General features: G+C 57.6%; 28 protein-coding genes. 8 read left to right on the top strand and 20 right to left on the bottom strand.

Annotated features, from left to right (window positions below; genetic code table 11):
• Positions 1-27: 27 nt before the first annotated feature.
• The 3 genes from gntR to NG99_RS28360 all read right to left on the bottom strand — a co-directional run bounded on the left by gntR (position 28) and on the right by NG99_RS28360 (position 2185).
• Positions 28-1023 carry a gluconate operon transcriptional repressor GntR gene (gene gntR / locus NG99_RS17475; RefSeq protein ID WP_034895657.1) on the bottom strand — a complete coding sequence of 332 codons (996 nt, stop codon included), beginning with the start codon at positions 1021-1023 and terminating at the stop codon, positions 28-30.
• Between the two features lie 96 nt (positions 1024-1119).
• Entirely contained in the window at positions 1120-1815 is a 696-nt protein-coding gene (locus tag NG99_RS17480; RefSeq protein WP_034895658.1) for a pirin family protein, read from the bottom strand.
• 79 nt (positions 1816-1894) lie between these two features.
• A complete protein-coding gene (locus tag NG99_RS28360; protein ID WP_157032648.1) occupies positions 1895-2185 on the bottom strand; it encodes a hypothetical protein in 291 nt (96 codons plus the stop codon).
• Here NG99_RS28360 and NG99_RS17485 point away from each other — a divergent pair.
• A complete protein-coding gene (locus NG99_RS17485) occupies positions 2162-2659 on the top strand; it encodes a GNAT family N-acetyltransferase (protein ID WP_034895660.1) in 498 nt (165 codons plus the stop codon). The two genes, NG99_RS28360 and NG99_RS17485, sit on opposite strands and share 24 nt — an antisense overlap.
• A 10-nt stretch (positions 2660-2669) precedes the next feature.
• On the opposite strand, the gene NG99_RS17490 is transcribed toward NG99_RS17485, so the two are convergent.
• On the bottom strand, positions 2670-3683 hold the full coding sequence (locus NG99_RS17490; RefSeq protein WP_034895662.1) for a LacI family DNA-binding transcriptional regulator: 1014 nt from the start codon (positions 3681-3683) through the stop codon (positions 2670-2672).
• A 112-nt stretch (positions 3684-3795) separates the two neighbouring features.
• On the opposite strand from NG99_RS17490, the gene NG99_RS17495 reads away from it, so the two are divergent.
• Positions 3796-4626 carry an SDR family oxidoreductase gene (locus NG99_RS17495; RefSeq protein WP_034895663.1) on the top strand — a complete coding sequence of 277 codons (831 nt, stop codon included), beginning with the start codon at positions 3796-3798 and terminating at the stop codon, positions 4624-4626.
• Between the two features lie 8 nt (positions 4627-4634).
• Positions 4635-5777 (top strand): phytanoyl-CoA dioxygenase family protein, encoded by a 1143-nt coding sequence (locus NG99_RS17500; protein WP_034895665.1) that lies wholly within the window; start codon positions 4635-4637, stop codon positions 5775-5777.
• A gap of 70 nt (positions 5778-5847) precedes the next feature.
• Here NG99_RS17500 and ggt read toward each other — a convergent pair whose 3' ends face one another.
• Positions 5848-7596, bottom strand: coding sequence for a gamma-glutamyltransferase (ggt, locus tag NG99_RS17505; RefSeq protein ID WP_034895667.1), 1749 nt, complete (start codon positions 7594-7596; stop codon positions 5848-5850).
• 156 nt (positions 7597-7752) lie between these two features.
• Between ggt and NG99_RS17510 the strand changes: the two genes are divergently transcribed.
• Entirely contained in the window at positions 7753-8061 is a 309-nt protein-coding gene (locus NG99_RS17510) for a DUF2756 domain-containing protein (protein ID WP_034895669.1), read from the top strand.
• Here the strand turns inward: NG99_RS17510 and ugpQ are convergent.
• From ugpQ to NG99_RS17560, 10 genes are all read right to left on the bottom strand, one after another.
• On the bottom strand, positions 8058-8807 hold the full coding sequence (gene ugpQ / locus NG99_RS17515; RefSeq protein ID WP_034895671.1) for a glycerophosphodiester phosphodiesterase: 750 nt from the start codon (positions 8805-8807) through the stop codon (positions 8058-8060). The genes NG99_RS17510 and ugpQ overlap by 4 nt on opposite strands.
• Positions 8804-9877, bottom strand: a complete 1074-nt coding sequence (locus tag NG99_RS17520; protein WP_034895673.1) for a sn-glycerol-3-phosphate import ATP-binding protein UgpC — start codon at positions 9875-9877, stop codon at positions 8804-8806. The genes ugpQ and NG99_RS17520 overlap by 4 nt, the downstream gene beginning before the upstream one ends.
• A gap of 3 nt (positions 9878-9880) precedes the next feature.
• Positions 9881-10726: a sn-glycerol-3-phosphate ABC transporter permease UgpE gene (gene ugpE, locus NG99_RS17525; protein WP_034895675.1), complete on the bottom strand. Its 846-nt coding sequence runs from the start codon at positions 10724-10726 to the stop codon at positions 9881-9883.
• Entirely contained in the window at positions 10723-11610 is an 888-nt protein-coding gene (gene ugpA, locus NG99_RS17530; protein WP_034895677.1) for a sn-glycerol-3-phosphate ABC transporter permease UgpA, read from the bottom strand. Before ugpA ends, ugpE begins: the two co-directional genes overlap by 4 nt.
• A 127-nt stretch (positions 11611-11737) precedes the next feature.
• Positions 11738-13057: a sn-glycerol-3-phosphate ABC transporter substrate-binding protein UgpB gene (gene ugpB, locus NG99_RS17535; RefSeq protein ID WP_034895680.1), complete on the bottom strand. Its 1320-nt coding sequence runs from the start codon at positions 13055-13057 to the stop codon at positions 11738-11740.
• A gap of 281 nt (positions 13058-13338) precedes the next feature.
• On the bottom strand, positions 13339-14049 hold the full coding sequence (gene livF / locus NG99_RS17540; RefSeq protein WP_408606415.1) for a high-affinity branched-chain amino acid ABC transporter ATP-binding protein LivF: 711 nt from the start codon (positions 14047-14049) through the stop codon (positions 13339-13341).
• A 1-nt stretch (position 14050) separates the two neighbouring features.
• Positions 14051-14818, bottom strand: coding sequence for a high-affinity branched-chain amino acid ABC transporter ATP-binding protein LivG (livG, locus tag NG99_RS17545; protein ID WP_034895683.1), 768 nt, complete (start codon positions 14816-14818; stop codon positions 14051-14053).
• Entirely contained in the window at positions 14815-16089 is a 1275-nt protein-coding gene (locus NG99_RS17550) for a high-affinity branched-chain amino acid ABC transporter permease LivM (RefSeq protein WP_034895686.1), read from the bottom strand. The genes livG and NG99_RS17550 overlap by 4 nt, the downstream gene beginning before the upstream one ends.
• Positions 16086-17012 carry a high-affinity branched-chain amino acid ABC transporter permease LivH gene (gene livH / locus NG99_RS17555; RefSeq protein ID WP_034895689.1) on the bottom strand — a complete coding sequence of 309 codons (927 nt, stop codon included), beginning with the start codon at positions 17010-17012 and terminating at the stop codon, positions 16086-16088. The genes NG99_RS17550 and livH overlap by 4 nt, the downstream gene beginning before the upstream one ends.
• A gap of 157 nt (positions 17013-17169) precedes the next feature.
• Positions 17170-18285: a branched-chain amino acid ABC transporter substrate-binding protein gene (locus tag NG99_RS17560; protein WP_034895690.1), complete on the bottom strand. Its 1116-nt coding sequence runs from the start codon at positions 18283-18285 to the stop codon at positions 17170-17172.
• A gap of 387 nt (positions 18286-18672) precedes the next feature.
• On the opposite strand from NG99_RS17560, the gene panM reads away from it, so the two are divergent.
• A complete protein-coding gene (gene panM, locus NG99_RS17565; protein WP_034895692.1) occupies positions 18673-19065 on the top strand; it encodes an aspartate 1-decarboxylase autocleavage activator PanM in 393 nt (130 codons plus the stop codon).
• A gap of 122 nt (positions 19066-19187) precedes the next feature.
• Here the strand turns inward: panM and rpoH are convergent, their stop codons facing one another.
• From rpoH to ftsY, 4 genes are all read right to left on the bottom strand, one after another.
• Positions 19188-20042: an RNA polymerase sigma factor RpoH gene (gene rpoH, locus NG99_RS17570; RefSeq protein ID WP_034895694.1), complete on the bottom strand. Its 855-nt coding sequence runs from the start codon at positions 20040-20042 to the stop codon at positions 19188-19190.
• A 263-nt stretch (positions 20043-20305) separates the two neighbouring features.
• Positions 20306-21298, bottom strand: coding sequence for a permease-like cell division protein FtsX (gene ftsX / locus NG99_RS17575; protein ID WP_034895697.1), 993 nt, complete (start codon positions 21296-21298; stop codon positions 20306-20308).
• A complete protein-coding gene (gene ftsE / locus NG99_RS17580) occupies positions 21288-21956 on the bottom strand; it encodes a cell division ATP-binding protein FtsE (protein ID WP_034895700.1) in 669 nt (222 codons plus the stop codon). Before ftsE ends, ftsX begins: the two co-directional genes overlap by 11 nt.
• Positions 21957-21961: 5 nt before the next feature.
• Entirely contained in the window at positions 21962-23386 is a 1425-nt protein-coding gene (gene ftsY / locus NG99_RS17585; RefSeq protein ID WP_034895702.1) for a signal recognition particle-docking protein FtsY, read from the bottom strand.
• A gap of 165 nt (positions 23387-23551) precedes the next feature.
• On the opposite strand from ftsY, the gene rsmD reads away from it, so the two are divergent.
• Positions 23552-24157 (top strand): 16S rRNA (guanine(966)-N(2))-methyltransferase, encoded by a 606-nt coding sequence (rsmD, locus tag NG99_RS17590; protein ID WP_034895703.1) that lies wholly within the window; start codon positions 23552-23554, stop codon positions 24155-24157.
• Positions 24147-24416, top strand: coding sequence for a DUF1145 family protein (locus NG99_RS17595; RefSeq protein WP_034895705.1), 270 nt, complete (start codon positions 24147-24149; stop codon positions 24414-24416). Before rsmD ends, NG99_RS17595 begins: the two co-directional genes overlap by 11 nt.
• A 29-nt stretch (positions 24417-24445) precedes the next feature.
• Here the strand turns inward: NG99_RS17595 and NG99_RS17600 are convergent, their stop codons facing one another.
• Positions 24446-24793: a DUF2500 domain-containing protein gene (locus tag NG99_RS17600; RefSeq protein ID WP_034895707.1), complete on the bottom strand. Its 348-nt coding sequence runs from the start codon at positions 24791-24793 to the stop codon at positions 24446-24448.
• 175 nt (positions 24794-24968) lie between these two features.
• Here NG99_RS17600 and NG99_RS17605 point away from each other — a divergent pair, with 175 nt between their 5' ends.
• The gene (locus tag NG99_RS17605; RefSeq protein WP_034895709.1) at positions 24969-25595 is read left to right on the top strand and encodes a lysoplasmalogenase; all 627 of its coding nucleotides are present in this window, start codon (positions 24969-24971) and stop codon (positions 25593-25595) included.
• The last annotated feature ends 24 nt before the right edge of the window (positions 25596-25619 follow it).

Here is a 25619-nt window from a genome sequence, read left to right on the forward strand (position 1 = left end):
ACACATTTTCACCCAAATCCTCCGGACTCAGATGCTGCCGCCTTCTGAAATGGTAAACCCAACGTCCACCAGCCTGACGTCGCGCTTCTCCCCCCGGATACTGTCCAGCAGCAGCGAGGCTGATTCGCGGCCCATGATTTCGCGCGGCGTCACCACCGTTGCCAGTTCAGGCGTGACCACCTGAGTAATATCATGGCCGTGAAAACCAGCGATCGCCATTTGCTGCGGGACTTTTAAGCCCTGACGCTGACATTCAAACATCGCGCCGACGGCCAGGTCATCATTGGTACAGAACAGGCTGTCGGTATCGGGATAACGCCGCTGCGCTTCCCGTAAAAGCGAGCCGCCCATCGAAAAGGAGGAAGCCTCTTCCATCATAATGCTGTGCGGTGCCAGACCGGACTCCCGCATCGCCAGTTCGTATCCCCGCTGTTTAAGCAGAGTACGTTCATCAAGTCGGGCGCCGAGATAGACCGTATGGCGATAGCCCTTTTTCAGAATCGCCAGGGTCATCTGCCGCGCGGCCTCAACGTTATCAAAGCCCACGGCCATATCCAGGCAGGGCGAGACGGAATCCATCATTTCCAGCACCGGTATCCCGGCCGTTTCAATCATGCGCAGGCTGGCAGGCGTGTGGGTCCGTTCAGTGAGGATCAGGCCATCAATGTTCCAGGAGAGCAGCGAGCGGATTTGCAGCTCTTCCTTTTCCGGGCTGTAGCCAAAGTGGCCAAGCATGGTCTGGTATCCCGCCGCGTCCGTGACCGTTTCAATGCCGCGCAGAACGTCCGCAAAGACCTGGTTAGTCAGCGACGGCAGCAGCACGCCAATCGCCCTGCTGGTGGCATTGGATAAAATATCGGGGGCTTTATTGGGGATATAGCCAAGCTCATCCAGCGCCTCGGCGATCCGGCTCTGTAACGCAGCGGAGACCCGATCGGGATCGCGCAGATAGCGGCTGACGGTCATTTTCGTGATGCCCACACGATCGGCAACGTCCTGTAGTACCGGCCTTTTTTTCTTCATTTTTATAAAGGAGTTGGGGAGAGGTAAGCAGAGTGTAACAAAAATGACGGCAAACGGTGAGGGGGTGCGGTAACCCGCACCCCAGGCGTGACGAACTTAAACAGCAGGCAGATCGAACAGCAGGATTTCCGCATCGCTAGCGGCTTCAATAGCCAGCGCGGCTTCGTCCCAGATGGCGAACGCATCGCTGGTTGCAGCACTTTCGCCGTTAACGGTGACCTCGCCTTTCACCACCTGAATCCAGACGCGGCGACCGGCTTCCACGTCTACCGCGCCCTGCTCGCCCTGCTTCAGCGCCCAGCGGGACAACGTCATATCCTGGAACACCTTCAGCGATCCGTCACGAGCATCGGGTGACAGCACCAGCTGGCGGCCCTGCACGTCGTCAAAGCGGCGTTGAGCATAGCGAGGCTCGATGCCGTTCTTTTCCGGGATAATCCAGATCTGGTAGAGGTGCAGCGGCACCTCTTTGCTGGCGTTGTACTCAGAGTGACGCACGCCGGTTCCGGCGCTCATAATCTGGAACTCGCCAGCAGGGATCTGCTCTTTGTTGCCCATGCTGTCCTGGTGTTCAACCGTACCGGAGAGCACATAGGTCAGAATTTCCATATCTTTATGGGGATGGGTGCCAAACCCCTGCCCCCCGTCGATCACATCTTCATTGATCACGCGCAGCGCCGAGAAGCCCATAAAGTTGGCGTCGTAGTAGTTAGCAAAAGAAAAGGTGTGATAGCTGTCCAGCCAGCCGTGGTTGGCGTGACCGCGATCCTGTGCTTTGCGTAGGTAAATCATATTCAATCCTCCTCAATGTTTTCACACAGTCTGGACCTGATATGAGGGGGATGATAGCGGAGAAAACTGTCTCCTCTGTTCAAATTATTCGACCAACAGGGCAGTAACGGGAGAGCAGGTTTGAGCGGATAACAGGCAAAAAAAAGCCAGCACCCGAGCTGGCTAAATAATACTTGGAAGCAATGTGAGCAATGTCGTGCTTTCCCGCTGGTCCGTGAAGTCCATCGCGAGAACGCACGACAATAATAATCATTATCATTCGCACTTGTAAAGCATTTTTTTGCTTGATCTTTCCGCTAAAGCCCATGATCTTAAAGAGGATTACGGCAACATCAGGAGTTGGAAAATGAGTGAAATCGTTATTCGCCATGCGGAACCGGACGATGCAGAGGCGCTGTTTCGCATCTTGAGCCAGCCGGAAACCTACAGCGATACGCTGCAAATCCCGCATCCGTCGCTGAAAATGTGGCAGGAGCGGCTGGCGGCAACCCGGGAAGGGATGCAGCGGCTGGTGGCCTGTATCGGCACCAGCGTGGTCGGTGAAATAACGCTGGAGGTGAATGCCCGCGCCCGCCGCCGTCATACCGCCTCGTTTGGTCTCTGCGTGGATTACCAGCACCGGGGCAAAGGCGTCGCCTCAGCGCTGATGCGTGAGATGGTCAGCCTGTGCGACAACTGGCTGAACGTGAGCAGGATCGAGCTGACGGTGTTTGCCGATAATGCCACGGCAATTGCGCTTTACGAGAAATTTGGTTTTGTGACGGAAGGCGTGGCCCGACGCTTCGCGGTGCGCAACGGTCAGCAAATCGATGCGCTGTACATGGCGCGCGTCAGGGATGAGTAGCGCCTGGCAGTCAGACATTAAACGGCGTGGCGACGATCACGCGTGAAAACGCCGTTTGGTCAGCGTCTTCCGGCAGAAAACCGTGGAAGCGCAGAATTGCACCGAACGCACAGCGCGCATCCTCCCGCAGATCGTGGTCAATCACCGCATCCAGCGCTTCCGCCGCCAGCAGACGGCGGTTCTCTTCATCAAGATCGTGGCCGATAAAGACCTTAACTTCGCGGTTCATCGCCGCAAATGCCTGTAAAATCGCGCTATTACCGCCTCCCACGCTGTACACCGACTGAATGCCCGGATCCCGCTCCAGCGCCAGGCACATACGCTCAAACGTCAGTCGGTCGATCCCGTAGCCTTCGCTGACCGCCAGCGCTGTCAGCCAGGGCGCGCGCTGTTTCAGCGCCTGCATAAAGCCGCTCATCCGCTGGTCTTCGCCACGAAACCCGACGCTGCTCATCACTACGGCCACCGTCTGCGGCTCCGGCGGCAGCCAACGCGCTATCAGCCAGGCAGCCGTTCGCCCGGCCCCTTCATTGTCCATGCCGACATAGCGGACCCGCTCGCTTTGCGGCAGATCGGTAACCAGCGTCACCACGGGCACCCTGAGCTGAGCCAGTTCTGCAATGCCGCAGTCCAGCAGAGGATGATCGCTCGCCTTCAGCAGCACGCCATAGCTGTCGTTACCGCAGCGGCGCAGCTCCCGCAACAGTTCCTCCGGGCTAACCTCCTCAAAAATATGGCAACGCAACGTCAGGCGAAAAGGCGCAAAGCTGCCGAGCTGGCTTAACAGCGCGGCGACGGTCAGCGAGCTGAACCGCTCCGGCGCATGTATCACCAGATCGATCGGTAGCGTCCGGCCGCTTGCGAGGCTGGCGCGCTGCTGTAGTTCCAGATCGCGAATGGCCTGCTCAATCCGCTGCTTCGTTCGGGCGTGCACGCTACCGCGCTGGTGCAGCGCCCTGTCGACCGTGGCCTTGCTGACGCCGGACTGGGCCGCAATTTGCTTGAGTGAAAACGGACTGGCCATAGATTGAGGTCTTTTTGAGGTTATGACGCCGTATTGTTAATTAAATGTAATTGCTAAGGTCTTCGTGAGCAAGCGAGACCCTACTTACTGACACAACAAGAAAGGACCGAAAATGAGCCTGACTGAAAGCAATCAATTTAACGGTAAAGTCTTCGTGGTGACCGGCGGAACCCAGGGCCTGGGGGCTGCCGTCTCTCTGCTGCTGGCAAAACGCGGCGCGCGAGGCATCGTCATCTGCGGGCGCAATCGCGACGCAGGGCACAAGCAGGTGGAACGGCTGAACCGCTCGGGCTGCGAAGCGATCTTTGTTGAAGCCGATATCCGTTCCCCTGCCGCCTGTGAAAAGGTCGTTGCCGCTGCTGAAGCCAGCTTCGGCGAGCTGCATGGCCTGGTGAACTGCGCCGGGATGTCCGATCGCGGCACCATTCTGAGCACCTCACCCACGCTGTTCGACGACATTATGGCGGTCAACGTGCGCGCCCCCTTCTTCCTGATGCAGGCGGCAATCAGGCTGATGATCGCCAAAGGCACTGAGGGCAGCATTGTCAATATCATCACCATGACCTCCCACGGCGGCCAGAGCTTCCTGACGGCCTATGCCGCCTCGAAGGGCGCGCTGGTGACCCTGACCAAAAACGTGGCGTTCAGCACTATGCGCAACCGCATCCGCGTCAACGGCCTGAACATTGGCTGGATGGATACGCCCCATGAACACGATATTCAGCGACAGTATCACCAGGCCGAAGAGAACTGGCTGGAACAGGCCGAGCGGGCGCAGCCTTTTGGCCGGCTGCTGAAACCTGAGGAAGTGGCGCGCGGCGTGGCTTTCCTGCTGTCGGCAGAGTCCGGCATGATGACCGGTGCGATTATCGACTTCGACCAAAGCGTGGTGGGCTGCGGTGATAACGGCGGCTTCCAACCTCTGCAACCTTTAACGCTGTGAGGCCCGACATGACCCAAATCTACTTCAATGAAGAACGGCTATCGCTGGATGACTTCGCCTCCCTCTGTGCGCAAACCCTGCACAGACAGGATTTTCCGTTAGCCAGAGCGGCAGAAAAGAACGTGCTGATTTATCATCGCGACGATTTGCTGACCGCCGCTAAAACCGATCGTCAGAACACGCTGGCCGAACTCCACCGCGCGCTGTCCAGCGGTCCGGGCGTGTTTGCGGTGCAGGGATTATATGATGATCTTGCGGCCATCGACCGGAGCAGCAACCTGTTCGAAGCGATCCTTGCCAGCGAAGCGGCAAACGGCGGCGGCGGCGATCATTTCGCCAAAGCCGGGAGCAATGGCCGCATCTGGAACGCGCTGCAAAAAGTCGCCGAGCGTGACGCCGAAGCCTTCGTGGAGTACTACAGCAACCCGCTGCTGGCGCTGATTTGCGAAGCCTGGGTTGGGCCAGGCTATGAGATCACCGCACAGGTAAACCAGGTCCGTCCGGGAGGTAAAGCCCAGCAGCCTCATCGCGATTACCACCTGGGCTTCCAGCTCAATGAGGTGGTAGCCCGTTTCCCTCTGCCGCTGCAAATCCTTTCACAATATTTGACGCTTCAGGGGGCGGTGGCCCATAGCGATATGCCGATCGCATCAGGCCCGACGCAACTGCTGCCGTGGTCGCAGCAGTACGCAGAGGGCTATCTGGCCTGGCGCGATCCGCGCTTTATCGCTTTCTTCCAGCAGCACGCCGTCCAACTGCCGTTGAAAAAAGGCGACGGGTTATTCTTTAATCCGGCGCTGTTCCATGCCGCTGGCAACAACGTGACCGGGGATCATATTCGCACCGCCAACCTGCTACAGGTCTCCTCATCCTTTGGCAAAACGATGGAAAAAGTGAACCATGTCAAGGTGCTGGAAGCCATCTACCCCGCGCTGCTGGGTAAAAAGCTAAGCGCTGCGCAGCTGCAGGCGGTTGTCGCGGCCAGCGGAGAAGGCTATTCGTTCCCAACCAACCTGGATACCGATCCTCCGCTTGGCGGGCTGGTGCCTAAAACCCAGCAGCAGCTGGTGCTGGAGGCGTTGCAACAGGATTGTCCGGCGGAAGAATTTAACGCGCGGCTTGCAGAACATGAGCGCAAGAGGGAAGCGTAGCATAGCGCGGCGCTCTGTGGCTGGAGACGGCTCCCGGAGGGTATTTCCCTCCGGGAGCCGGGCAACGAGGTTAGTATCCCGCCGTCAAATCATCAACGGAGCGAGGATCGGAAGCGCCATACAGCGTGCCGTCAGGCCCAATCATAATGCTCTGGGTGCTGCCCATTGAGGGCAGCACCTTCACATGCTGACCTTTGGCTGTCAGCAGCCTGAGGGTATCAGGACTGAAGCCCTTCTCCACCCGCAGCTGGTCAGGCAGCCACTGATGATGGAAGCGCGGGACGTTGGTCGCTTCCGCAACGTTCATCCCATAATCGATGCTGTTCACCACCATTTGCAGCACGGTAGTGATAATGCGGCTGCCGCCGGGGCTGCCGGTCACCAGCCAGGTTTTGCCGTCTTTCGCCACGATGGTGGGCGACATTGACGACAGCGGACGCTTGTAAGGCCCCACGGCATTGGCCTCGCCGCCGACCAGTCCGTAGACATTTGGCGTACCCGGCTTGGCGGAGAAATCATCCATCTCATTATTCATCAGGATGCCGCTGTTGCCCGCCACGATACCGCTGCCGAAATAGGTATTCAGCGTGTAGGTGACGGCCACCGCATTGCCCTGCTTGTCCACCACCGAGAAATGCGTGGTCTGGTTGCTTTCATAGGGAGCAAGCTTGCCTGGCTTGATTTCCGTGGAAGGCCTCGCCTTATTAATATCAATCTGCTGCGCCAGCGATTTTGCATAAGCCTTGCTGGTCAGCGCCTGCCAGGGCACCTTCACAAAATCGGGATCGCCCAGGTATTCGGAACGATCCGCGTAAGCATATTTTTCCGCTTCCGCGATAACCTGCATGGCATCCGCGCTGCCGAAGCCCATTTTCGCCAGGTCAAAGTTTTCAAGGATATTCAGGATCTGCACGATGTGGATCCCGCCGGAGGAAGGAGGCGGCATCGAAAAGACTTCATAACCGCGATAGGTGCCGCTAATCGGCTTGCGCTCTATCGCCCGGTATTTAGCCAGGTCGGTCTTGTCGATCAGACCGCCGTTGGCCGCCATCTCGCGCTCGATTTGCGTGGCGATTTCGCCTTTGTAGAACGCGTCTGGTCCCTGCCGGGCAATCAGCTCCAGACTGTGAGCCAGGTTACGCTGCACCAGCGTTTCACCGCGCGCCCAGGGCTTCCCATCCTGCCGGTAGAATATGGCTTTGCTGTTGGGATGGTTAATCAGCACCTCTTTACCGTAAACCTTAAGATCGTCAGCCAGCGCCTCGTTAACCACAATGCCTTTACTCGCCAACCTGATAGCGGGCTGGATCAGGCGGCTGAGCGGCAGAGTGCCGTACTCTTTGTTCGCCAGCGCAAAGCCCGCAACGGTGCCAGGCACCCCGGAGGCCAGATGAGAGGTCAGCGACTTTTTGCTGTCGGCGTTGCCCTGCGCGTCGAGAAACATATTGCGGCTGGCTCGGGTCGGCGCCATTTCACGGAAGTCGATAGCCGTAGTGTGGCCCGAAGCGGTACGCAGCATCATAAAGCCGCCGCCGCCAAGATTCCCCGCCTGCGGATGCGTAACCGCCAGCGCGTAGCCCACGGCGACGGCCGCATCAACCGCGTTGCCGCCCTGCCTGAGGATCTCCACGCCGACCTGGGTTGCCGTGGCATCCACTGACGAGACCATCCCATGCAGCTCTTCTACGGGATGAAAGGTATCGGCATCCACGCCATAGGAAACCGCTGGGGCCGTGGGGGCCGCGTTCGCGCCCTGCCAGAGCAATAGTCCAATCATCAGCGGCCCTGCTAACCGCGTTAACTTACCCTGTCCGGTCATCTTCACCTCTTGTTAGTCTTATTTACGTTTGTTTACCGCTGTTAAGTGTGTACGAAATAAGAGAAAAGGCTAGCCGGGCTTGAAATTCAGGGAACTCCTGGAGCTGATATAGCGCCATTGAGGTAAACTTCAGGCAGGAAACAAGGAGGACAGTTTATGAAATGGTTAATTATTTTTGCCGCTCTGCTGCCGCTTAGCGGCATGGCAAATATGTTGAACAACAGCAATCGCCTGAACAACAGCAGCCAGCCGAATCAGCCGGGCTATAACCCCAGCACCCAGCGCGTGCAGCAGCAGATGCAGACGCAGCAGTCCCAGCAGAAACTGAAGCTCCAGCAGGATCAGCAGCGTCAGAGCCAGGACTTGCAGCGTAAGGTGGAGGAGCAGCGAGACAGCGCCTCTCAGCGCGTGCTGCAATCGCAGCCGGGCACCACCCAGCCGCCGGTACAGCAGAACACCAACTAGCGCTCGCTAAAATCCGCGCCAAGGGTGTCGATGGCGTCCGTACAGATGGCATCGACGCCCCACTTCAACAGTTCTTTGGCCCGTTCGGGGCTGTTCACCGTATACACCAGAATTCGCAGCCCGGCCTCCTTAAGCTGCGCCACGCGCTGTGGGTTCAGCACTTTGTGGTTGAAGTGGATTGACACGCATCCCAACCCTTCGGTCAGCTCCCGCCAGTCTTCATGCCATTCATGCAGCAGCAGACCGCGAGGCAGTTCGGGCGCAGCCGCTTTAGCCGCTTCCAGCGCGGCATATGAGAATGAAGAGAGCAGCGGGACCGTTTGTCCTGACCAGAGATCGCGCGCGGCCAGCGCCACAACGCGGCCGGTTTCCCCTTCCAGTCCACCGGTCGGTTTGATCTCAATGTTCGCCATCATCTGGTAATCCGCGCAGCGCCGGGCAACCTGCGAGAGCAGCGGCAGCCGCTCGTTAGCAAAATCTTTGCCGTACCAGCCGCCTGCGTCCAGCTGCACCAGCTTCTCCCACGGCAGCTGACCGGCAATTCCCCAGCCGTTACTGGTTCGGTCCAGCGTGTCGTCGTGCAGCAGGAAAATCTCGCCGTCCTGCGACAGCTTGACGTCAAACTCAATCATCTTGTGACCCAGGTTTGCCGCCACATCAATGCCAGCGAGGGTGTTTTCCGGGGCCAGTTTGCCGCCGCCGCGATGGGCGACAATCGTCGGGTAGGGCCAGGCGTTGTTCATCATTCGAGCCGTTGTCCGTTATGGGTGTCAAAGAAGTGTAGCGATTCCGTCGGCAGATGCAGCCACAGCGTGCTGCCAGCTTCCGGGCGCTCAGTGTGCGGCAGGCGAACCACAACGCTGCTGCCGCCCAGGTTACCGTGCGCCAGGTTATCCGCGCCGAGCATTTCCAGCGTCTCCACCACCAGCGGTAATCCGCCCGCCTGTGCTGAAGAGAGCTTAATATGCTCCGGGCGAATACCCAGCGTCAACCGCCTTCCGGACCAGCGCGCTTTAGCTTCAGCCAGCGGGATCGCCACGCTGCCGGAGAGCGCCAGGCGGGTGCCGTCGTCGTTCATCTCGCCTTCCAGCAGGTTCATTGACGGCGCGCCAATAAAGCTGGCGACAAAGCGCGTGGCCGGGCGCTCATACACCTCTACCGGCGTGCCCAGCTGCTCCAGCACGCCTTTATTCATCACCATTACCCGCTGCGCCAGCGTCATCGCTTCCACCTGGTCGTGGGTGACATACAGGCTGGTGGTGTTCAGGCGGCGGTGAAGCTGCTGGAGTTCCAGGCGCATCTGCACCCGCAGGCGCGCGTCCAGGTTTGATAACGGCTCATCGAACAGAAACACCGAGGGTTCGCGAACGATGGCTCTGCCCATCGCCACGCGCTGACGCTGGCCGCCCGAAAGCTCACGCGGACGGCGCTGGAGCAGCGCTTCCAGCTCCAGGCTTCTTGCCGCTTCCAGTACTTTCTCGCGGATGTGCTCTTTGCCCATGCCGCGAATTTTCAGACCATAGGCCATGTTCTGCTCGACGCTCATATGCGGATAGAGCGCGTAGTTCTGGAACACCATCGCGATGCCGCGATCCTTCGGCTCAAGGTTCGTAACGCGCTGGCTGTCGATATAAATATCCCCGCTGGTCACCTGCTCCAGCCCGGCAACCATGCGCAGCAGCGTCGACTTACCGCAGCCTGAGGGGCCGACCATAACCATAAACTCGCCGTCGCGGATCGCCACGTCAAGCGGCTGGATAATCTGGTTTTTACCGTCGTAAGATTTGGTAACGGCCTGTAGTTTTACGCCTGCCATCGGTTATTTCTCGCTCTCAACCAGCCCGCGAACGAACGCGCGCTGCATCACTAAAACAATCACAATCGGAGGGATCATGGTCAGTAACATCGCCGTCATCACCAGGTTCCACTGGGTCGAGCCATCGCCGTTACCAATCATGCTGCGAATACCGGCTACGGCGGTGCCCAGATCGGCCTCGCTGACGATCAGCAGCGGCCACATGTACTGGTTCCAGCCGTAAATAAAGGTGATGACGAACAGCGCCGCCAGGTTAGTTTTCGACAGCGGCAATACTATGTCCCAGAAGAAGCGCATCGGGCTGGCGCCATCAATACGCGCCGCCTCGATCAGTTCGTCTGGCAGGGTCATAAAGAACTGGCGGAACAGGAAGGTTGCGGTGGCCGAGGCCATCAGCGGCAGCGTCAGCCCGCTGTAGCTGTCGAGCATGTTCAGGTTTGAAATCACCTCAACCGTAGGAAAGATCCTCACCTCAACCGGCAGCATCAGGGTGATGAAAATCATCCAGAAAAACAGCGAGCGCAGCGGAAAGCGGAACCAGACCAGCGCAAAGGCCGACAGGATCGACACCGCGATTTTGCCAGCGGTAATGCTCAGCGCCATAATCGCGCTGTTCATCAGCATCACGCCAAACGGCGCGCTGTTCTGCGCCACGCCGTGCTGCCAGATGTTGGCGACGTTATCCAACAGATGGCGACCGGGGATTAGCGTCATCGGCACCTGAAATACCTCGTGGTTGCTCAGCGTGGCGGCCACAAAGGCAACATAGAGGGGAAACAGGACGGTCAGTATCCCCAACCCCAGCAAGGTGTGACTGAAAATAGTCAGTCCGCGTCGGTTCTCAATCATTGGTAGCGCACCTTTTTCTCGACGTAGCGGAACTGGATCACCGTCAGGATAATCACCAGCACCATCAGCACTACCGACTGTGCGGACGATGAAGAGAGGTCGAGTCCGGCGAAACCTTCGCGGTAGATCTTATAAATCAGCGTGGTGGTGGACTGCACCGGACCGCCGCCGGTCGCGGCATCAATCACCGGGAAGGTGTCGAAGAACGCATAAACCAGGTTCACCACCATCAGAAAGAAGCCCACTGGCGCGATAAGCGGTAGCGAGAGCTGGAAAAAGCGCCGCACCGGGCCAGCGCCGTCAATGGCGGCGGCCTCGGTCAGCGATTTAGGAATAGATTGCAGCGCGGCATAGAAAAACAGGAAGTTATAGCTCATCTGCTGCCAGATCGAGGCCAGCACTACTAAAAACATCGCCTGGCCGCTGTTCTGCGCGTGGTTCCAGTCGTAGCCTATCTGCCGCAGGAAGTGGGTAATCAGCCCCAGGCCGGGGCTGAACAGGAACATCCACAGCACCGCCGCCACGGCGGGAGCCACCGCGTAGGGCAGCAAAAACAGCGTCTGGTAGAAGCGCTTCAGGCGGATAACGTAGTCCACCAGCGCGGCAAAAAAGAGCGAAACGACCAGCCCGATAACCGTCACCAGCCCGCTGAAAATCATGGTGGTCACAAACGAATCGAGATAGTACTCGTCGCCGATCAGTCTCCTGAAGTTCGCCATGCCAACAAAAGTGCTGGAGAGGCCAAAGGGATCGACGCTTTGCACCGAATACCACAGCGCTTCCCCGGCGGGCCAGAGGAAGAAGACAAGGGTAATCAGCAGCTGCGGCAGCACCAGCATATAAGGCAGCCAGCGCGAGCGGAAAACGGGACGGGAAGAAGACATAGGGTCGCTCTGAAAGAGGTGAACGGCGGGTTTTCAGCGATGAACACCACAGGTAAAGCTGAAAACACATTCCGCTAAAAGCGGCAACCCTTCCCCCAGCGACGGGTGGAAGGGTTAGTCAACCGGACTACTGCTTAACCGTCTGCTCAAAGCGGCGCAGCAGCTCATTGCCGCGTGAGACGGCATTATCCAGCGCGGCCTGCGGCGTTTTTTTCCCGGTCCAGACGCCTTCCAGCTCTTCGTCAACAATGGTGCGAATCTGCGGCATGTTGCCCAGGCGCATACCTTTGGTGAACGGTAACGGCGGCTTATTCAGCATCTGGCGAGTCGCGGTGTCCGCTCCCAGGTTCTGGTCATAGAAGCCCTGTTTGCGGGTCAGCTCATAGGCGGCGGTGGTAATAGGCAGGTAGCCCGTTTTCTGATGCCATTCCGCGGCGATGTCCGGCTGGGCGAGGTACTGCATAAACTCGGCCACGCCTTTATAGGTGCTGGCATCTTTGCCCTTCATGACCCACAGGCTTGCTCCGCCGATGATGGCGTTCTGCGGCGCGTTCGGGACGGTGGCGTCGTAAGGCATCATGCCCACGCCGTAGTTGAATTTGGCGTAATGCCGAATATCCGCCAGCGAGCCGGAAGACGCGGTGGTGATGCCACAGTCGCCGTTGTAGAACTTGGCGGTGGACTCATCTTTACGGCCGTAGTAGGTGAATTCACCTTTCTTATTCATCTCTTCCAGCATCTGGATATGGCGAACCTGAGTCGGCTGGTTGAATTCCAGCTTCGCGTCGGTGCCGTCAAAGCCGTTGTTCTTCGTCGCTACCGGCAAACCGTGCCAGGCGCTAAAGTTTTCAATCTGAATCCAGCCCTGCCAGCCGCTGGCATAGCCGCAGCTCATGCCCGCTTTACGTAGCGCGGCGGCGTCTTTCTCCAGATCCTGCCAGGTCTTAGGCGGCTCGTCCGGGTTCAGGCCGGCCTTTTTAAAGGCGTCTTTGTTGTAATACAGCACCGGGGTTGAGCTATTGAACGGCTGAGAAATCAGGTGGCCGTTAGCATCGCTGTAGTAACCGGCCACGGTCGGCACGAACTGTTTTTCATCAAACGCTATGCCCGCGTTTTTGAACACATCGTAGACCGGCACGATAGCTTTTGACGCCATCATGGTTGCCGTCCCCACTTCGTAAACCTGTAAAATAGCCGGCGCTTTACCGGAGCGCACGGCGGCGATACCGGCGGCGAGGCTCTGCTCGTAGTTGCCTTTATAGGTCGGCACGATTTTGTAATCAGGGTGTGATTCATTAAAGCGCTTGGCCAGTGAATCCACTTCCACACCCAGTTCGCCTTCCATAGAGTGCCAGAAAGGGATCTCGGTGACGGCCAGTGCGTGACCGCTGAAGGTCAGTCCCAGTACGACGCAAAGTGCGGTTTTACGAAATGAGAACGATGTCATATCGGTTTCCTGTGCCCGGTGTCATTCGCGCGGTATCGCGCATTTTTATTGTTCGGGAGGTAACATGACATGGAAAAATGACGGAAAGATAACGGCAATATGACCGGGATATGACAGGGAAATGACGAGAAATTAACGCGTAATACTGGACGAATAAAGGGCGTCAGACCGTTCATAAAGGTGCCGGATCGTCATTGATGACGATCCGGCGAAAGGTTTGTACTCCCCTTGCTTAAGCCGTTTTAGCCGCCTGAATCAGCGGAATAAAAGGGATTGCACAGCTAGCCGCCGAGATAGGCGCTGCGCACCGCTTCGTTAGCCAGCAGCGCGTCGCCGGAATCCTCCAGCACTACGTGGCCGTTTTCCAGCACGTAACCCCGATCGGCCAGCTTCAACGCCTGATTCGCATTCTGCTCAACGAGGAAGATGGTCATTCCTTCCTGGCGCAGCTGTTCGATGGTTTCGAAAATCTGCTGAATGATAATTGGCGCCAGCCCCAGCGAAGGTTCATCCAGCAGCAGCAGGCGCGGCTGGCTCATCAGCGCGCGGCCAATCGCCAGCATCTGCTGCTCGCCGCCGGACATGGTCCCGGCCCGCTGCACCCGACGTTCATACAGGCGAGGAAACAGCTCATAGACCCATTTTATCCGGGTCTGATACTGCTGACGCTCGGCAAAAAATCCGCCCATCGCCAGGTTCTCTTCCACCGTCATGCGCGAAAACACGCGCCGCCCTTCCGGGACAATCGCAATCGCCTCGCGCATGATGCGTGCCGTCGGCCAGTCGGTGATCGCTTTACCGTCGAAGGTAATCGTTCCCTGGGTGGCGCGCGGCTCGCCGCACAGCGTACCGAGAATCGTGGTTTTGCCCGCGCCGTTGGCGCCAATCAGCGTGACAATTTCGCCCTGATTGATGTGCAGGTTGATGCCGTGCAGCGCCTGAATTTTACCGTAGTGCGCGCTGACGTTTTCCAGAGAGAGCATCGGATTCATATCAGGCTTCTCCCAGATAAGCGCGGATCACGTCCGGGTTGTTACGGATCTCTTCCGGCGTGCCGTTCGCCAGCGGCGTTCCCTGATTGACCACGTAAATGCGGTCAGAAATGCCCATTACCAGTTTCATATCGTGTTCAATCAGCAGTACCGAGACGTTATGTTCACCACGCAGCTCTGCAATCAGTTCGTCAAGCTCGTGGGTTTCTCTTGGGTTCAACCCCGCAGCGGGCTCATCCAGCATCAGGATTTCCGGACGGGTAACCATACAGCGGGCGATTTCCAGACGGCGCTGCTGGCCGTAGGCCAGATTCCCCGCCTGACGGTTAGCAAGGGATAGCAGCCCCACGCGGTCGAGCCACAGCGCGGCGCGATCGAGCGCGTCGCTCTCCGCCCGGCGGAAGGCAGGCGTTTTCAGCAGGCCAGCAAAGACCCCGCTTTTCAGATGCTGATGTTGCGCCACCAGCAGGTTTTCAATCACCGTCATTTCGCGGAACAGGCGCACATGCTGGAACGTCCTGACAATGCCCATCCGGGCGATTTTCTGCCCCGGCAGGCCAGCAAGCTGTCGATCCCGTAGGGTAATGCTACCGCCGGTCGGTCGGTAGAAACCGGTCAGGCAGTTAAACACCGTGGTTTTCCCGGCGCCGTTCGGCCCGATTAACGAGACGATCTCCTGCTCCCTCAGCTCCAGCGCCACGTTATTCACGGCGAGCAGGCCGCCAAAGCGCATCATCAGACCGTTCACGGCTAACAGAGGCTGACTCATGGCTGCTCTCCTTTTTCCACACTCTTCAGCTTCAGGTGCGGTCGCTTCATCGGCAGCAGTCCCTGTGGACGCCAGATCATCATCAGAACCATCAGGCCACCCAGCACCAGCATACTGTACTCATTCAGGTCGCGCATCAGCTCGCGGGATACCACCAGCAGCACGGCGGCGAGGATAACCGCAAACTGCGATCCCATCCCGCCCAGCACCACAATCGCCAGCACAAAGGCCGACTCGGCAAAGGTAAACGATTCCGGGCTGACAAACCCCTGGCGCGCGGCAAACAGACTGCCGGCAAAGCCAGCAAAGGCCGCACTGATAGTAAACGCCGTCAGCTTGATGCGCGTCGGGCTAAGCCCCAGCGAACGACAGGCGATTTCGTCCTCACGCAGCGCCTCCCAGGCACGGCCCAGCGGCATTCTCAGCAGGCGATTAATCACAAACAGCGTGATCACCACCAGCAGCAGCGCCACCATATACAGGAAGATGATGCGATCGCTGGGGTCGTACTTCAGACCGAAGAAGTTATGGAAAGTATCCCAACCCCCCTCGCGCACCGTACGGCCGAACTCCAGGCCAAACAGTGTAGGTTTTGGGATCTGGCTGATGCCGTTCGGCCCCCCGGTAATGTCGGTGTTGTTCAGCAGCAGAATACGCACGATCTCACCGAAGCCCAGCGTCACAATCGCCAGATAGTCTCCGCGCAGGCGCAGAACCGGGAAGCCGAGCAGCAGGCCAAACGCGGCCGCCACCAGCCCGGCCAGCGGCAGGCACTGCCAGAAGCTCATGCCGTAATAGTGGTTCAGCAGCGCGAAGGTATAGGCGCCGATGGCGTAGAATCCACCGTAGCCCAGCACCAGCAGGCCGGAAAGCCCCACCACCACGTTCAGGCCCAGGCCGAGCATCACGTAGATCAGCGTCAGCGTGGCGATATCCACGGTGCCGCGCGAGACGAGGAACGGCCAGGCCACGGCGGCGATCACCATCAGCAGCAACAGCAGCTTCTGCTTTGGCGTTGAGCCATCAATGCCCGGCAGCACCATGGCAGGACCGGAGACTTTTTTCAGGCCTTTCTGCACCACAGGACGCAGCAGCTGGAAAAGAAACACAATTACCGCGCCTGCGGCAATCCAGTTCCAGCGAACGCTGCCAGCGTTATTGACCACCAGATGCGTGCCGTCGAGGTTCAGCCGCATTCCCATAAAGAACGCCGCCAGCACCACCAGCATCAGCGCGGAAGTAATGGCGTTAAGCAGGTTGAGCTGTTTCATACTTTCTCAACCTCCGGGCGACCAAGGATACCGGTTGGCATCACCAGCAGCACCACAATCAGCAGCGCAAAGGAGACCACGTCTTTGTATTCCGTACTGAGATAAGCGGAGGTCAGCGCCTCGGCGATACCCAGAATCAGCCCGCCAAGCATCGCGCCGGGAATGCTGCCGATACCGCCCAGCACCGCGGCGGTAAACGCCTTCATGCCAGCCATAAAGCCAATGTAAGGGTTAATCACCCCGTAGAACTGGCCGAGCAGCACGCCCGCAACGGCGGCCATCGCCGCGCCAATCACAAAGGTCAGAGAAATTACCCGGTCGGTGTTAATGCCCAGCAGGCTGGCCATTTTCAGGTCTTCAGCACAGGCGCGGCAGGCGCGCCCCATGCGGGAATAGCGGATAAACAGCGTCAGCGCCAGCATCGACAGGAAGGTCACAGCCCAGATCACCACCTGCATGGTAGAGATGGTGGCGGCAAAGCCGTTGCTCTCGCCCAACGTCCACTGGCCGCTAATCAGGCTGGGCAGCGCGAGATCGCGGGAGCCCTGCGTCAGGCTGACGTAGTTTTGCAGGAAGATCGACATGCCAATGGCGGAGATCAGCGCAATCAGACGCTTTGACGAACGCACTGGCTTATAGGCCACGCGCTCAATGCTCCAGCCGTAGGCGCTGGCAATCACGATGGCGACGATAAATCCGGCGCCGATCAGCATCCAGCTGACGTCAATCCCCATCATCATCAGGGCCGCAATCACGATAAAGGAGACGTAGCTGCCGATCATATAGACCTCGCCGTGGGCGAAGTTGATCATGCCGATAATGCCGTACACCATGGTGTAGCCGATGGCGATTAGCGCATAGGTGCTGCCCAACGTCACGCCGTTGAACATTTGCTGCAGGAAATAAAGAAACTGCTCGGACATACCTTGATACCTTACTTCTTTCCGCAACGGCGGAGAGAATGAAAAAAACGTCCGGGATGCATCACCGGACGTTTGCTGTTACCGGCGACGGTGCGTCGCCTTCACCGCTGCCATACCGATCCGCACGGTGCTGTACCGTCGGGTTAGTATGACTGGTTTATTTCACCGTGGTAGAAGAACCGTCCGCGTGCCATTTGAAGATGCCGAACTCAAAGCCTTTCAGGTCGCCTTTGGCATCCCAGCTCAGGTCGCCCATCACCGTTGGCACCGGCGCGCCCTCTTTCAGGTTTTTCGCGATATCTTCTGGCTCGGCGCTTTTGCTGCGCTCCATGCCGGTAGTCAGCGCCTGAAGAGCGGCGTAGGTGGTCCAGACGAACGGTCCGGTAGAATCCAGTTTTTTAGCCTTCAGCGCGTCGACAATCGGTTTGTTGGCCGGGACCTGATCGTAGCGCTTCGGCAGCGTCACCAGCATACCTTCTGAAGCGGCGCCAGCAATGTTAGAAAGTGAGGAGTTGCCCACGCCTTCTGGTCCCATGAACTGGGTTTTCAGGCCAGCGGCGCGCGCCTGGCGCAGGATCTGACCCATTTCAGGGTAGTAACCGCCGAAGTATACAAAATCGACGTTCTCTTTCTTCAGGCGCGCCACCAGCGTCGAGAAGTCTTTATCGCCAGCGGTGATACCTTCAAACATCACCACGTTGCCGCCGGACTTTTTCAGGCTGTCCTGCACGGAACGCGCCAGGCCTTCACCGTACTGCTGCTTGTCATGGATCACCGCGATGCGCTGAGGTTTGATTTCGCTCAGGATATATTTTGCCGCCGTAGGTCCCTGATCGGAATCGAGGCCGGTGGTGCGCATGATCATCTTGTAGCCCCGCGTGGTCAGGTCAGCGTTGGTCGCCGCGGGGGTAATCATCAGCACGCCTTCGTCTTCATAAATGTCGGAAGCGGGCTGGGTAGAAGAGGAGCAGAGGTGGCCGATCACGTAACGGATACCGTCATTGATCACTTTGTTGGCTACGGCTACCGCCTGTTTTGGATCGCAGGCATCGTCGTATTCCACGCCGACCAGTTTGTCGCCGTTTACGCCGCCTTTAGCATTGATATCGGCGATCGCCTGCTTAGCACCGGTGAACTCCATGTCGCCATACTGCGCTACCGGGCCAGACATTGCGCCAACAATGGCTACTTTAATGTCTTTTGCTACCGCTGCGTGGCTCAGCGCCAGGGCCACACAACCCGCCAGGAACGCGCTACCTTTACTGATTTTCATCCGAACTACCCCATCTGTTGTGATTGCTGTTTTTCTGCCGCTGGGCTGCTGATAAAACGCTGAAAAAATAAAGCGTTACCAAAGCATGCGGCGATTATTAGTCATAAGGCGTTAATTTTCAGGTTATTAAACAGGAGTTTTCTTCTGTAAAGCAACTGACACATTCAGAAACTCCCGCCCTCAACAGGATAAATCACTGGCATCAATGATGGCCATTTCAGCAATAAAGCAGTCTGTTATGCTGGATTTAGAGGATAAAAACAGAATTAGCCCTGGGTTAGCGGCCACCCTAAAACAGATTGCTTCATTTTCGTGCGGGAAAAGTTAAGCGCCCTTCTTTACCTAATTTCGCTACAATATGCCTTTTGTACTAGTTCGGTATTCATCATGAAACTGACCATCATCAGGCTGCAACATTTCTCCGCTCAGGACCGTCTGGATCTGGCGAAAATATGGCCAAATGCCGATCTGAGCGCGCTGGAAACCGCGCTGGATGAGCAGCAGCAGCTCTGGGCCGCAAAGTTTAACGATCGGTTACTGGCTGCGGTTAAGGTAACGATAAGCGGGACCCACGGCGAGCTTGCTGACTTCTCCGTGCGTGAAGTCACCCGGCGGCGGGGAGTGGGCGGTTATCTGCTGGAGGACCTGCTGGCGCAGAATCCGTCGATTACGCAGTGGTGGATTGCAGACAATAAGGTGGAAGATCGCCAGGCGATGGCGGCCTTTATGCAGCACGGTGGGTTTATCGCGCAGGTTGGCGGCTGGGGCTGCCAGCGCTGAGCCGTATGGCAGCGGCTCAGGCCGGTGATGTGTGCCGTAGCCACGCGGTAAGGCGATGCAGAGCGGATCGCAGAAACAGAAAAGGGCGACCGAAGTCGCCCTTTTCTTGCTTACCGCCTGATTTACGCTTCGATAGCAACGCGCAGTTTTTTCATCGCGTTCTTTTCCAGCTGGCGGACACGCTCTGCTGAAACGCCGTACTTGTCGGCCAGCTCCTGTAGCGTGGTTTTGTTGTCATCGTCCAGCCAGCGGGCGCGGATGATATCCTGGCTACGCTCGTCCAGCCCCTGCATCGCATCGCTGAGCTTATCAGCCGCATGTGCGTCCCAGTTATCTTCCTCAATGCCATCGGCAAAGTCAGACGACTTATCCTGCAGGTAGAGCATAGGCGCCATTGAGCGGCCTTCACCTTCGTCATCCGGCGTCGGATCGAAGGTCATATCCTGGGCCGCCATCCGCGACTCCATCTCCAGCACGTCTTTGCTGGTCACGCCCAGCTCACGGGCAACCATTTCCACCTCGTCCTGGTTGAACCAGCCTAAACGCTGCTTGGCTTTACGCAGGTTAAAGAACAGCTTGCGCTGGGCTTTGGTGGTGGCGACCTTCACGATACGCCAGTTACGCAGGACGTATTCATGGATTTCGGCTTTGATCCAGTGCACCGCAAAGGAGACCAGACGCACGCCCACTTCCGGGTTGAAGCGACGCACCGCCTTCATCAGGCCAATGTTCCCTTCCTGAATCAGGTCAGCCTGCGGCAAGCCGTAGCCCGAATAGTTACGAGCGACATGAACAACAAAGCGCAGGTGAGACAGGATCAGCGTTTTGGCTGCATCCAGATCGCCCTGGTAATGCAGCCGTTCAGCCAACGCTTTTTCCTCTTCTGCCGTCAGCATAGGCCAGACATTGGCGGCCCGGATATAGGAATCCAGGTTACCTAAAGGAGCAATAGCTAAAGTTTGCATTTCTTTGGTCATTCAAACCCTCTCTGTATTTGACAATAATGCCGTGCATTTCCCTGCACAGTCCACAAGATTACGTGAACGGCTACCAGAATTAAAAGCAATCTGTGCTACTTTGACGTCAAAGTTATCCACAAGTTCACTGTCATCGGTGAATAAACTACACACAGTCTGGGCAGGGTGAGTATAGCAGGAGGAGGTAACCGGGTGGTGACGTCCTCTGCGGCACAATACTCATGCAGCAGAGGAAGATTATACCAAAAAAACGTGTAAAGGGGTTACTGCGGCGTAAATCGACGTAAATGTTGCACCGTCGCCAGCCAGGCCGCAATCCAGCCGATCATCGCCGAGATCAGCAGCAGCAGCAGGCTCTCATCCCAGGCCAGTCCGGTCAGACTGAAGGTGGTGCCGAACACTGCGGCAACCTGCGTCACCACGGACTCCAGGCGGAACACCAGTACTGCTGAGAGGATCAGCGACAGCAGCGCCCCGGTGAAACCGAGCAGCGCGCCGCCGTAGAGGAACGGCCGCAGAATGAAACCATCCGTCGCCCCGATCAGCTTCTGCACGTTGATGGTATCGCGGCGGGCGAAGATGCTCAGCCGCACGCTGTTGCCAATAACGAGGAACACCGCCACAATCATCAGCACGCCGATCATCGCGGCTACCTGCCCCACCAGCCCGGTCAGCGCCGCCAGGCGAGCAAACCAGCTGTCGTCCATCTTCACTTCATCCACGCCCTGCACCTTCGACACGCGGTCGCGCAGGTTATTCATGGTGTCGTTGTTCTGGAAGGTCAGTTTCGGCGTGATGATAACCACCGCAGGCAGCGGATTCTGCTCAAGCATATCCATCGCCCCGCCAAAGCCGGACCAGTTGCGGAACTCACCCATCGCTTCTTCGCGCGACAGGTAATTGACCTTGTCGACGCCGTCTTCTTTCTTCAACAGCGCCACAACATTTTCAGCCGCGTCATCGTCCAGCGTTTTGCTCAGGTAAACCGTCAGCTGCGGCGCGGGATACCACTGTTCCGCCGCCTGGTTGACGTTTTTCCACACCATATAGCAGACGCTTGGCAGAGTCAGGGAGATGGCGATCACCATCACCGTCAGCAGCGTAGCCAGCGGCTGACGCCACATGTCGGATAGCGTGCCACGCAGCGCGTAGCGCCACTGCTCCTGCCAGCCGCCCTTCAACGCCTTGCTTTTAGAAGGCAATTTTGGCTTCGTCGCTTTGGCGGCAGCAGGCCGATGGTTACGTTTATTCGCCATCCTGACCTCCATGTAAACGGCCCTGATTCAGCGTCATCAGGCGATAGTTGCGTCGGGAAATCAGGCCCCGGTCGTGGGTTGCCATCAGCACGGTAACGCCGACCCGGTTAAACTCTTCAAACAGGCGCAGGATATCTTCCGACAGCGCGTCATCCAGGTTACCGGTTGGCTCATCGGCCAGCAGCACGACCGGCTTGTTCACCACCGCGCGGGCGATGCCGACGCGCTGCTGCTCGCCGCCGGAAAGCTGGATCGGATAGCTTTTGGCTTTGTCCAGCAGGCCGACTTTATCCAGCGCGGCCGATACGCGGCGGCGGATATCTTCACCGCTGGCGCCAGCGATGATCAGCGGGATCGCCACATTGTCATACACCGAGCGATCCATCAGCAGATGGTGATCCTGGAAGATCATGCCAATCTGGCGGCGCAAAAACGGCACCTCGCTACTTTTCAGGCGGCTGATGTCGTGACCACTGAACCAAATCTGTCCGGCGCTTGGCCGTTCGATGCCACATATAAGCTTCAGCAAGGTACTTTTCCCTGCCCCGGAGTGCCCGGTCAGAAACGCCATTTCTCCTGGACGCAGACGAAAATCTACCCCCTGAAGCGCTTGCCGACCGCCGAGATAAGCCTTACTGACTTCTTCAAAGCGAATCATCCTAATTAGTCCTCTCGGGCAAAAAGTGCCTCTATAAAATCGTCAGCTTTAAACGAGCGTAAATCTTCAATGCCTTCACCTACGCCAATATAGCGAATAGGAATGGCAAACTGATCGGCTACCGAGAAGATAACTCCCCCTTTCGCTGTACCATCCAGCTTGGTCAGCGTTATCCCCGTCAGGCCTACCGCCTCATGGAACAGCTTAGTCTGGCTGATAGCATTCTGTCCGGTGCTGGCGTCAATGGTCAGCATAACCTCATGCGGAGCCTGCTCGTCGAGCTTTTTCATCACGCGGGTGATTTTCTTCAGCTCTTCCATCAGGTGCGATTTGTTTTGCAGACGGCCCGCCGTGTCGGCGATCAGGACATCCGCGCGACGCGCTTTAGCCGCCTGGATCGCATCAAAAATCACCGAGGCGGAGTCGGCTCCCGTCTGCTGAGCAATCACCGGGATATTGTTACGCTGCCCCCATACCTGGAGCTGTTCTACGGCTGCCGCACGGAAGGTATCGCCTGCGGCCAGCATCACCGACTTGCCCTCAGCCTGGTACTGGCGAGCCAGCTTGCCGATGGTGGTAGTTTTGCCCACGCCGTTGACGCCGACCATCAGGATCACGAACGGCGTTTTGCCGGTGACGTCCAGCGGCGCTTCCACTTTAGCCAGAATTTCTGACATTTCCTGCTTCAGCAGACCGTACAGCGCTTCAGCGTCGCGCAGCTGCTTGCGGTTAGCCTGCTGCGTCAGATTGTTAATAATCCGGCGGGTAGTTTCCACGCCCACGTCGGCGATCAGCAGCTGTTCTTCCAGCTCTTCGAACAAATCGTCGTCGATTTTCTTCCCGCGAAACAATCCGATAAATCCTGAACCGAGATTTTGACGGGTTTTTACCAGGCTGCGCTTCAGCCGCGCAAAAAAGCCTTCTTTAGTCGGACGCTGCTGTTCGGCTTGCTCAACCTGCCCGACCTTTGCCAGCGCGGCGGCAATGGACTCTTCTTCAACAATCAGCTCAGGCTTCGCTTCAGCCACGGCTTCCGGCAGGTATTCTTCTTCTGGCTCAGGCTTCGCTTCGGCCGCAGCTTCCGGCAGGTATTCTTCTTCCGGCTCAGGCTTCGCTTCGGCCGCAGCTTCCGGCAGGTATTCTTCTTCCGGCTCAGGCTTCGCTTCGGCCACGGCTTCCGGCAGGTATTCTTCTTCCGGCTCAGGCTTCGCTTCGGCGATTTCTTCGGGGTGCGCGGCCTGCTGGTGAGCAACGGTTTCCGTCACTTCTACCAGTTCTTCGGCGCGCTGCTCTGCCTCAGGTTGTGCGGGCGTGGCGGCTTCCGCTGCGGGCTGCTCCTCTAACGTCTCTTTTGTTTCTTCCTGCGGCGCCTGCTCTTCACGCCCTAATCCCAGCCAGGAAAAAAAGCCACGTTTTTTATTTTTTGCCATGGTGCAACCACACTCCTCGCGGGGAAAAATCTGTCAGGTCTCTGAAAATCATCTTAATCCCCTAGTCTAACACTTTCCTGCTAACGCAACACAGCACCCTTTTTACGTTTCCTCAGCCCGGTAAGCCCGTTAAACTGTGCAACAAATTATTAAGAGTTCAGCAGCATGAATAAAAAACCCCGCAGCGGCGGCGTCGGGCAAATCCGCATTATTGGCGGTCTGTGGCGCGGCAGAAAACTTCCGGTGCCCGACAGCGCAGGACTTCGTCCCACCACCGATCGCGTACGTGAAACGCTTTTTAACTGGCTGGCTCCCGATATCCAGGGCGCGCGCTGCCTTGACTGTTTTGCCGGCAGCGGCGCGCTGGGGCTGGAGGCACTGTCGCGCCATGCCGCCTCTGCCACCCTGCTGGAGCTGGAGCGGCCGGTTGCTCAGCAACTGGAAAAGAATTTATCCACGCTGGGATGCAAAACCGGCCGGGTAATCAACACTAACACGCTGAATTTTCTGGCCCAACGTGGCGAGCCTCACGATCTGGTGTTTATCGATCCGCCCTTCCGCAAGGGGCTGCTGCAACAGACGATCGACCAGCTTGAGCAGCAGGGCTGGCTCGCCGATAACGCGCTGATTTACGTCGAAAGCGAAGTGGAGCATGGCCTGCCGCCGGTCCCGGTAAGCTGGCACCTCCACCGTGAAAAGATTGCCGGTCAGGTGGCCTACCGGCTGTATGTTCGTGAGCGAATTAAAGAGGGAGAAAATCATGCTGATTAATGCAGGCAGGCTGCTGATGGTCTGTGTCTGGGCATTTTTGCTGCTCAATCTGGTGCATCCCTTCCCCAAACCACTGAAATATTTTATTGATGTTGCGCTGTTTTTTATGGTGGTGATGCACGGCTTGCAGCTGGTGCTGATGCGCGCGACGCAGCCAAAGGACGCGCCTAAGCTCAGCGGCCTGATGCAAATGAAAATTTTCTTTTTTGGCGTGTTTGAGCTGCTGGCATGGCAGAAGAAGTTTCTGCCGAAGAAATGAAGGGCGCGCGGAGGCCCACGCGCTTTCGGCTAAGGATTAGCGCTGAACGAGATAAATCGCGTTCCCTGCACCTTTAGCTGCCCCTTTTGCCCTTTGTCGATCTGCCTGTAGTCCTGCTCTTTCAGCACCAGTTTGAAATCCCCGGCGCCGTTGAGCGGATGGAACCACGCTTCGTAACGCTTGTCCTCCACCGGAATCACCTCGCGCTGGCGGGAACGACGGTTTGGCGAAAGCGTTTCGCGTTTGTCTTTCACCTGTGCCGCAACAACACGCACCGGGGAGGCGTCGTTAACCGCAACTTCACGGCGCTGCTTAATAAACTGGCGCGTAGCCAGCACGGCGATAATCACCAGTACGATGAAAAAAATGGACTTCATATTTTCCCTCTTCCCTCCGATCGGGCCATGCAGATTATTCGTCTGGCCTGCAAGGATACAACCAGACTCCTCCCATTGTCACATCGTCGCTTCCCGGCTGGACTGAACATCGCCAGTTAACCTAGACTGAAGGTTGGATTGGAGAGTTTTGCACCTGAAAACAAAGGGACACATTATGATTTGGTCGTTTCTGGCAGTTTTTTTCTCCGGCTGGCTCTACGTTGACGCTTCCTATCGCGGGCCACAGTGGCAACGCTGGGTCTTTAAGCCGGTTACCTTGCTGCTGTTGCTGGCGCTGGCCTGGCAGGCGCCAGTTCTTAACACCACGGATTACCTGATTCTGTGTGGCCTGCTGGCGACGCTGATTGGCGACGCGCTGACCCTGCTACCAAATCGCCGCCTGCTGTATGCAATTGGCGCGTTCTTCCTGTCGCACCTGCTGTATACCCTTAGTTTTGCCAGCCATATGACGCTGACCTTCTTCTGGCCGATCCCGCTGGCGCTGCTGATTATCGGCGCGCTGCTGATCGCCGCGATCTGGACAAGGCTGGAGGCGCTGCGCTGGCCCGTCTGCACCTTTATCGGCATGACGCTGCTGATGGTGTGGCTGACTACCGAACAGTATTTTTTCCGTCCGACGGACTACAGCTTCTCGCTGATGGTGGGTACCTCGCTGCTGCTGCTGGCTAATATTGTCTGGTTTATCAGCCATTACCGCCGCCGCTTCACCTCCGACAGCGCGATTGTCGCCGCCTGCTATTTCGCCGGTCACTTTATGATCGTCCGATCGCTCTATCTGTAATCGCGGCAAAGGCCTTGACTCTGG

Origin of the sequence: Erwinia typographi (genome assembly GCF_000773975.1) — a bacterium.
Lineage (GTDB): Bacteria > Pseudomonadota > Gammaproteobacteria > Enterobacterales > Enterobacteriaceae > Erwinia > Erwinia typographi.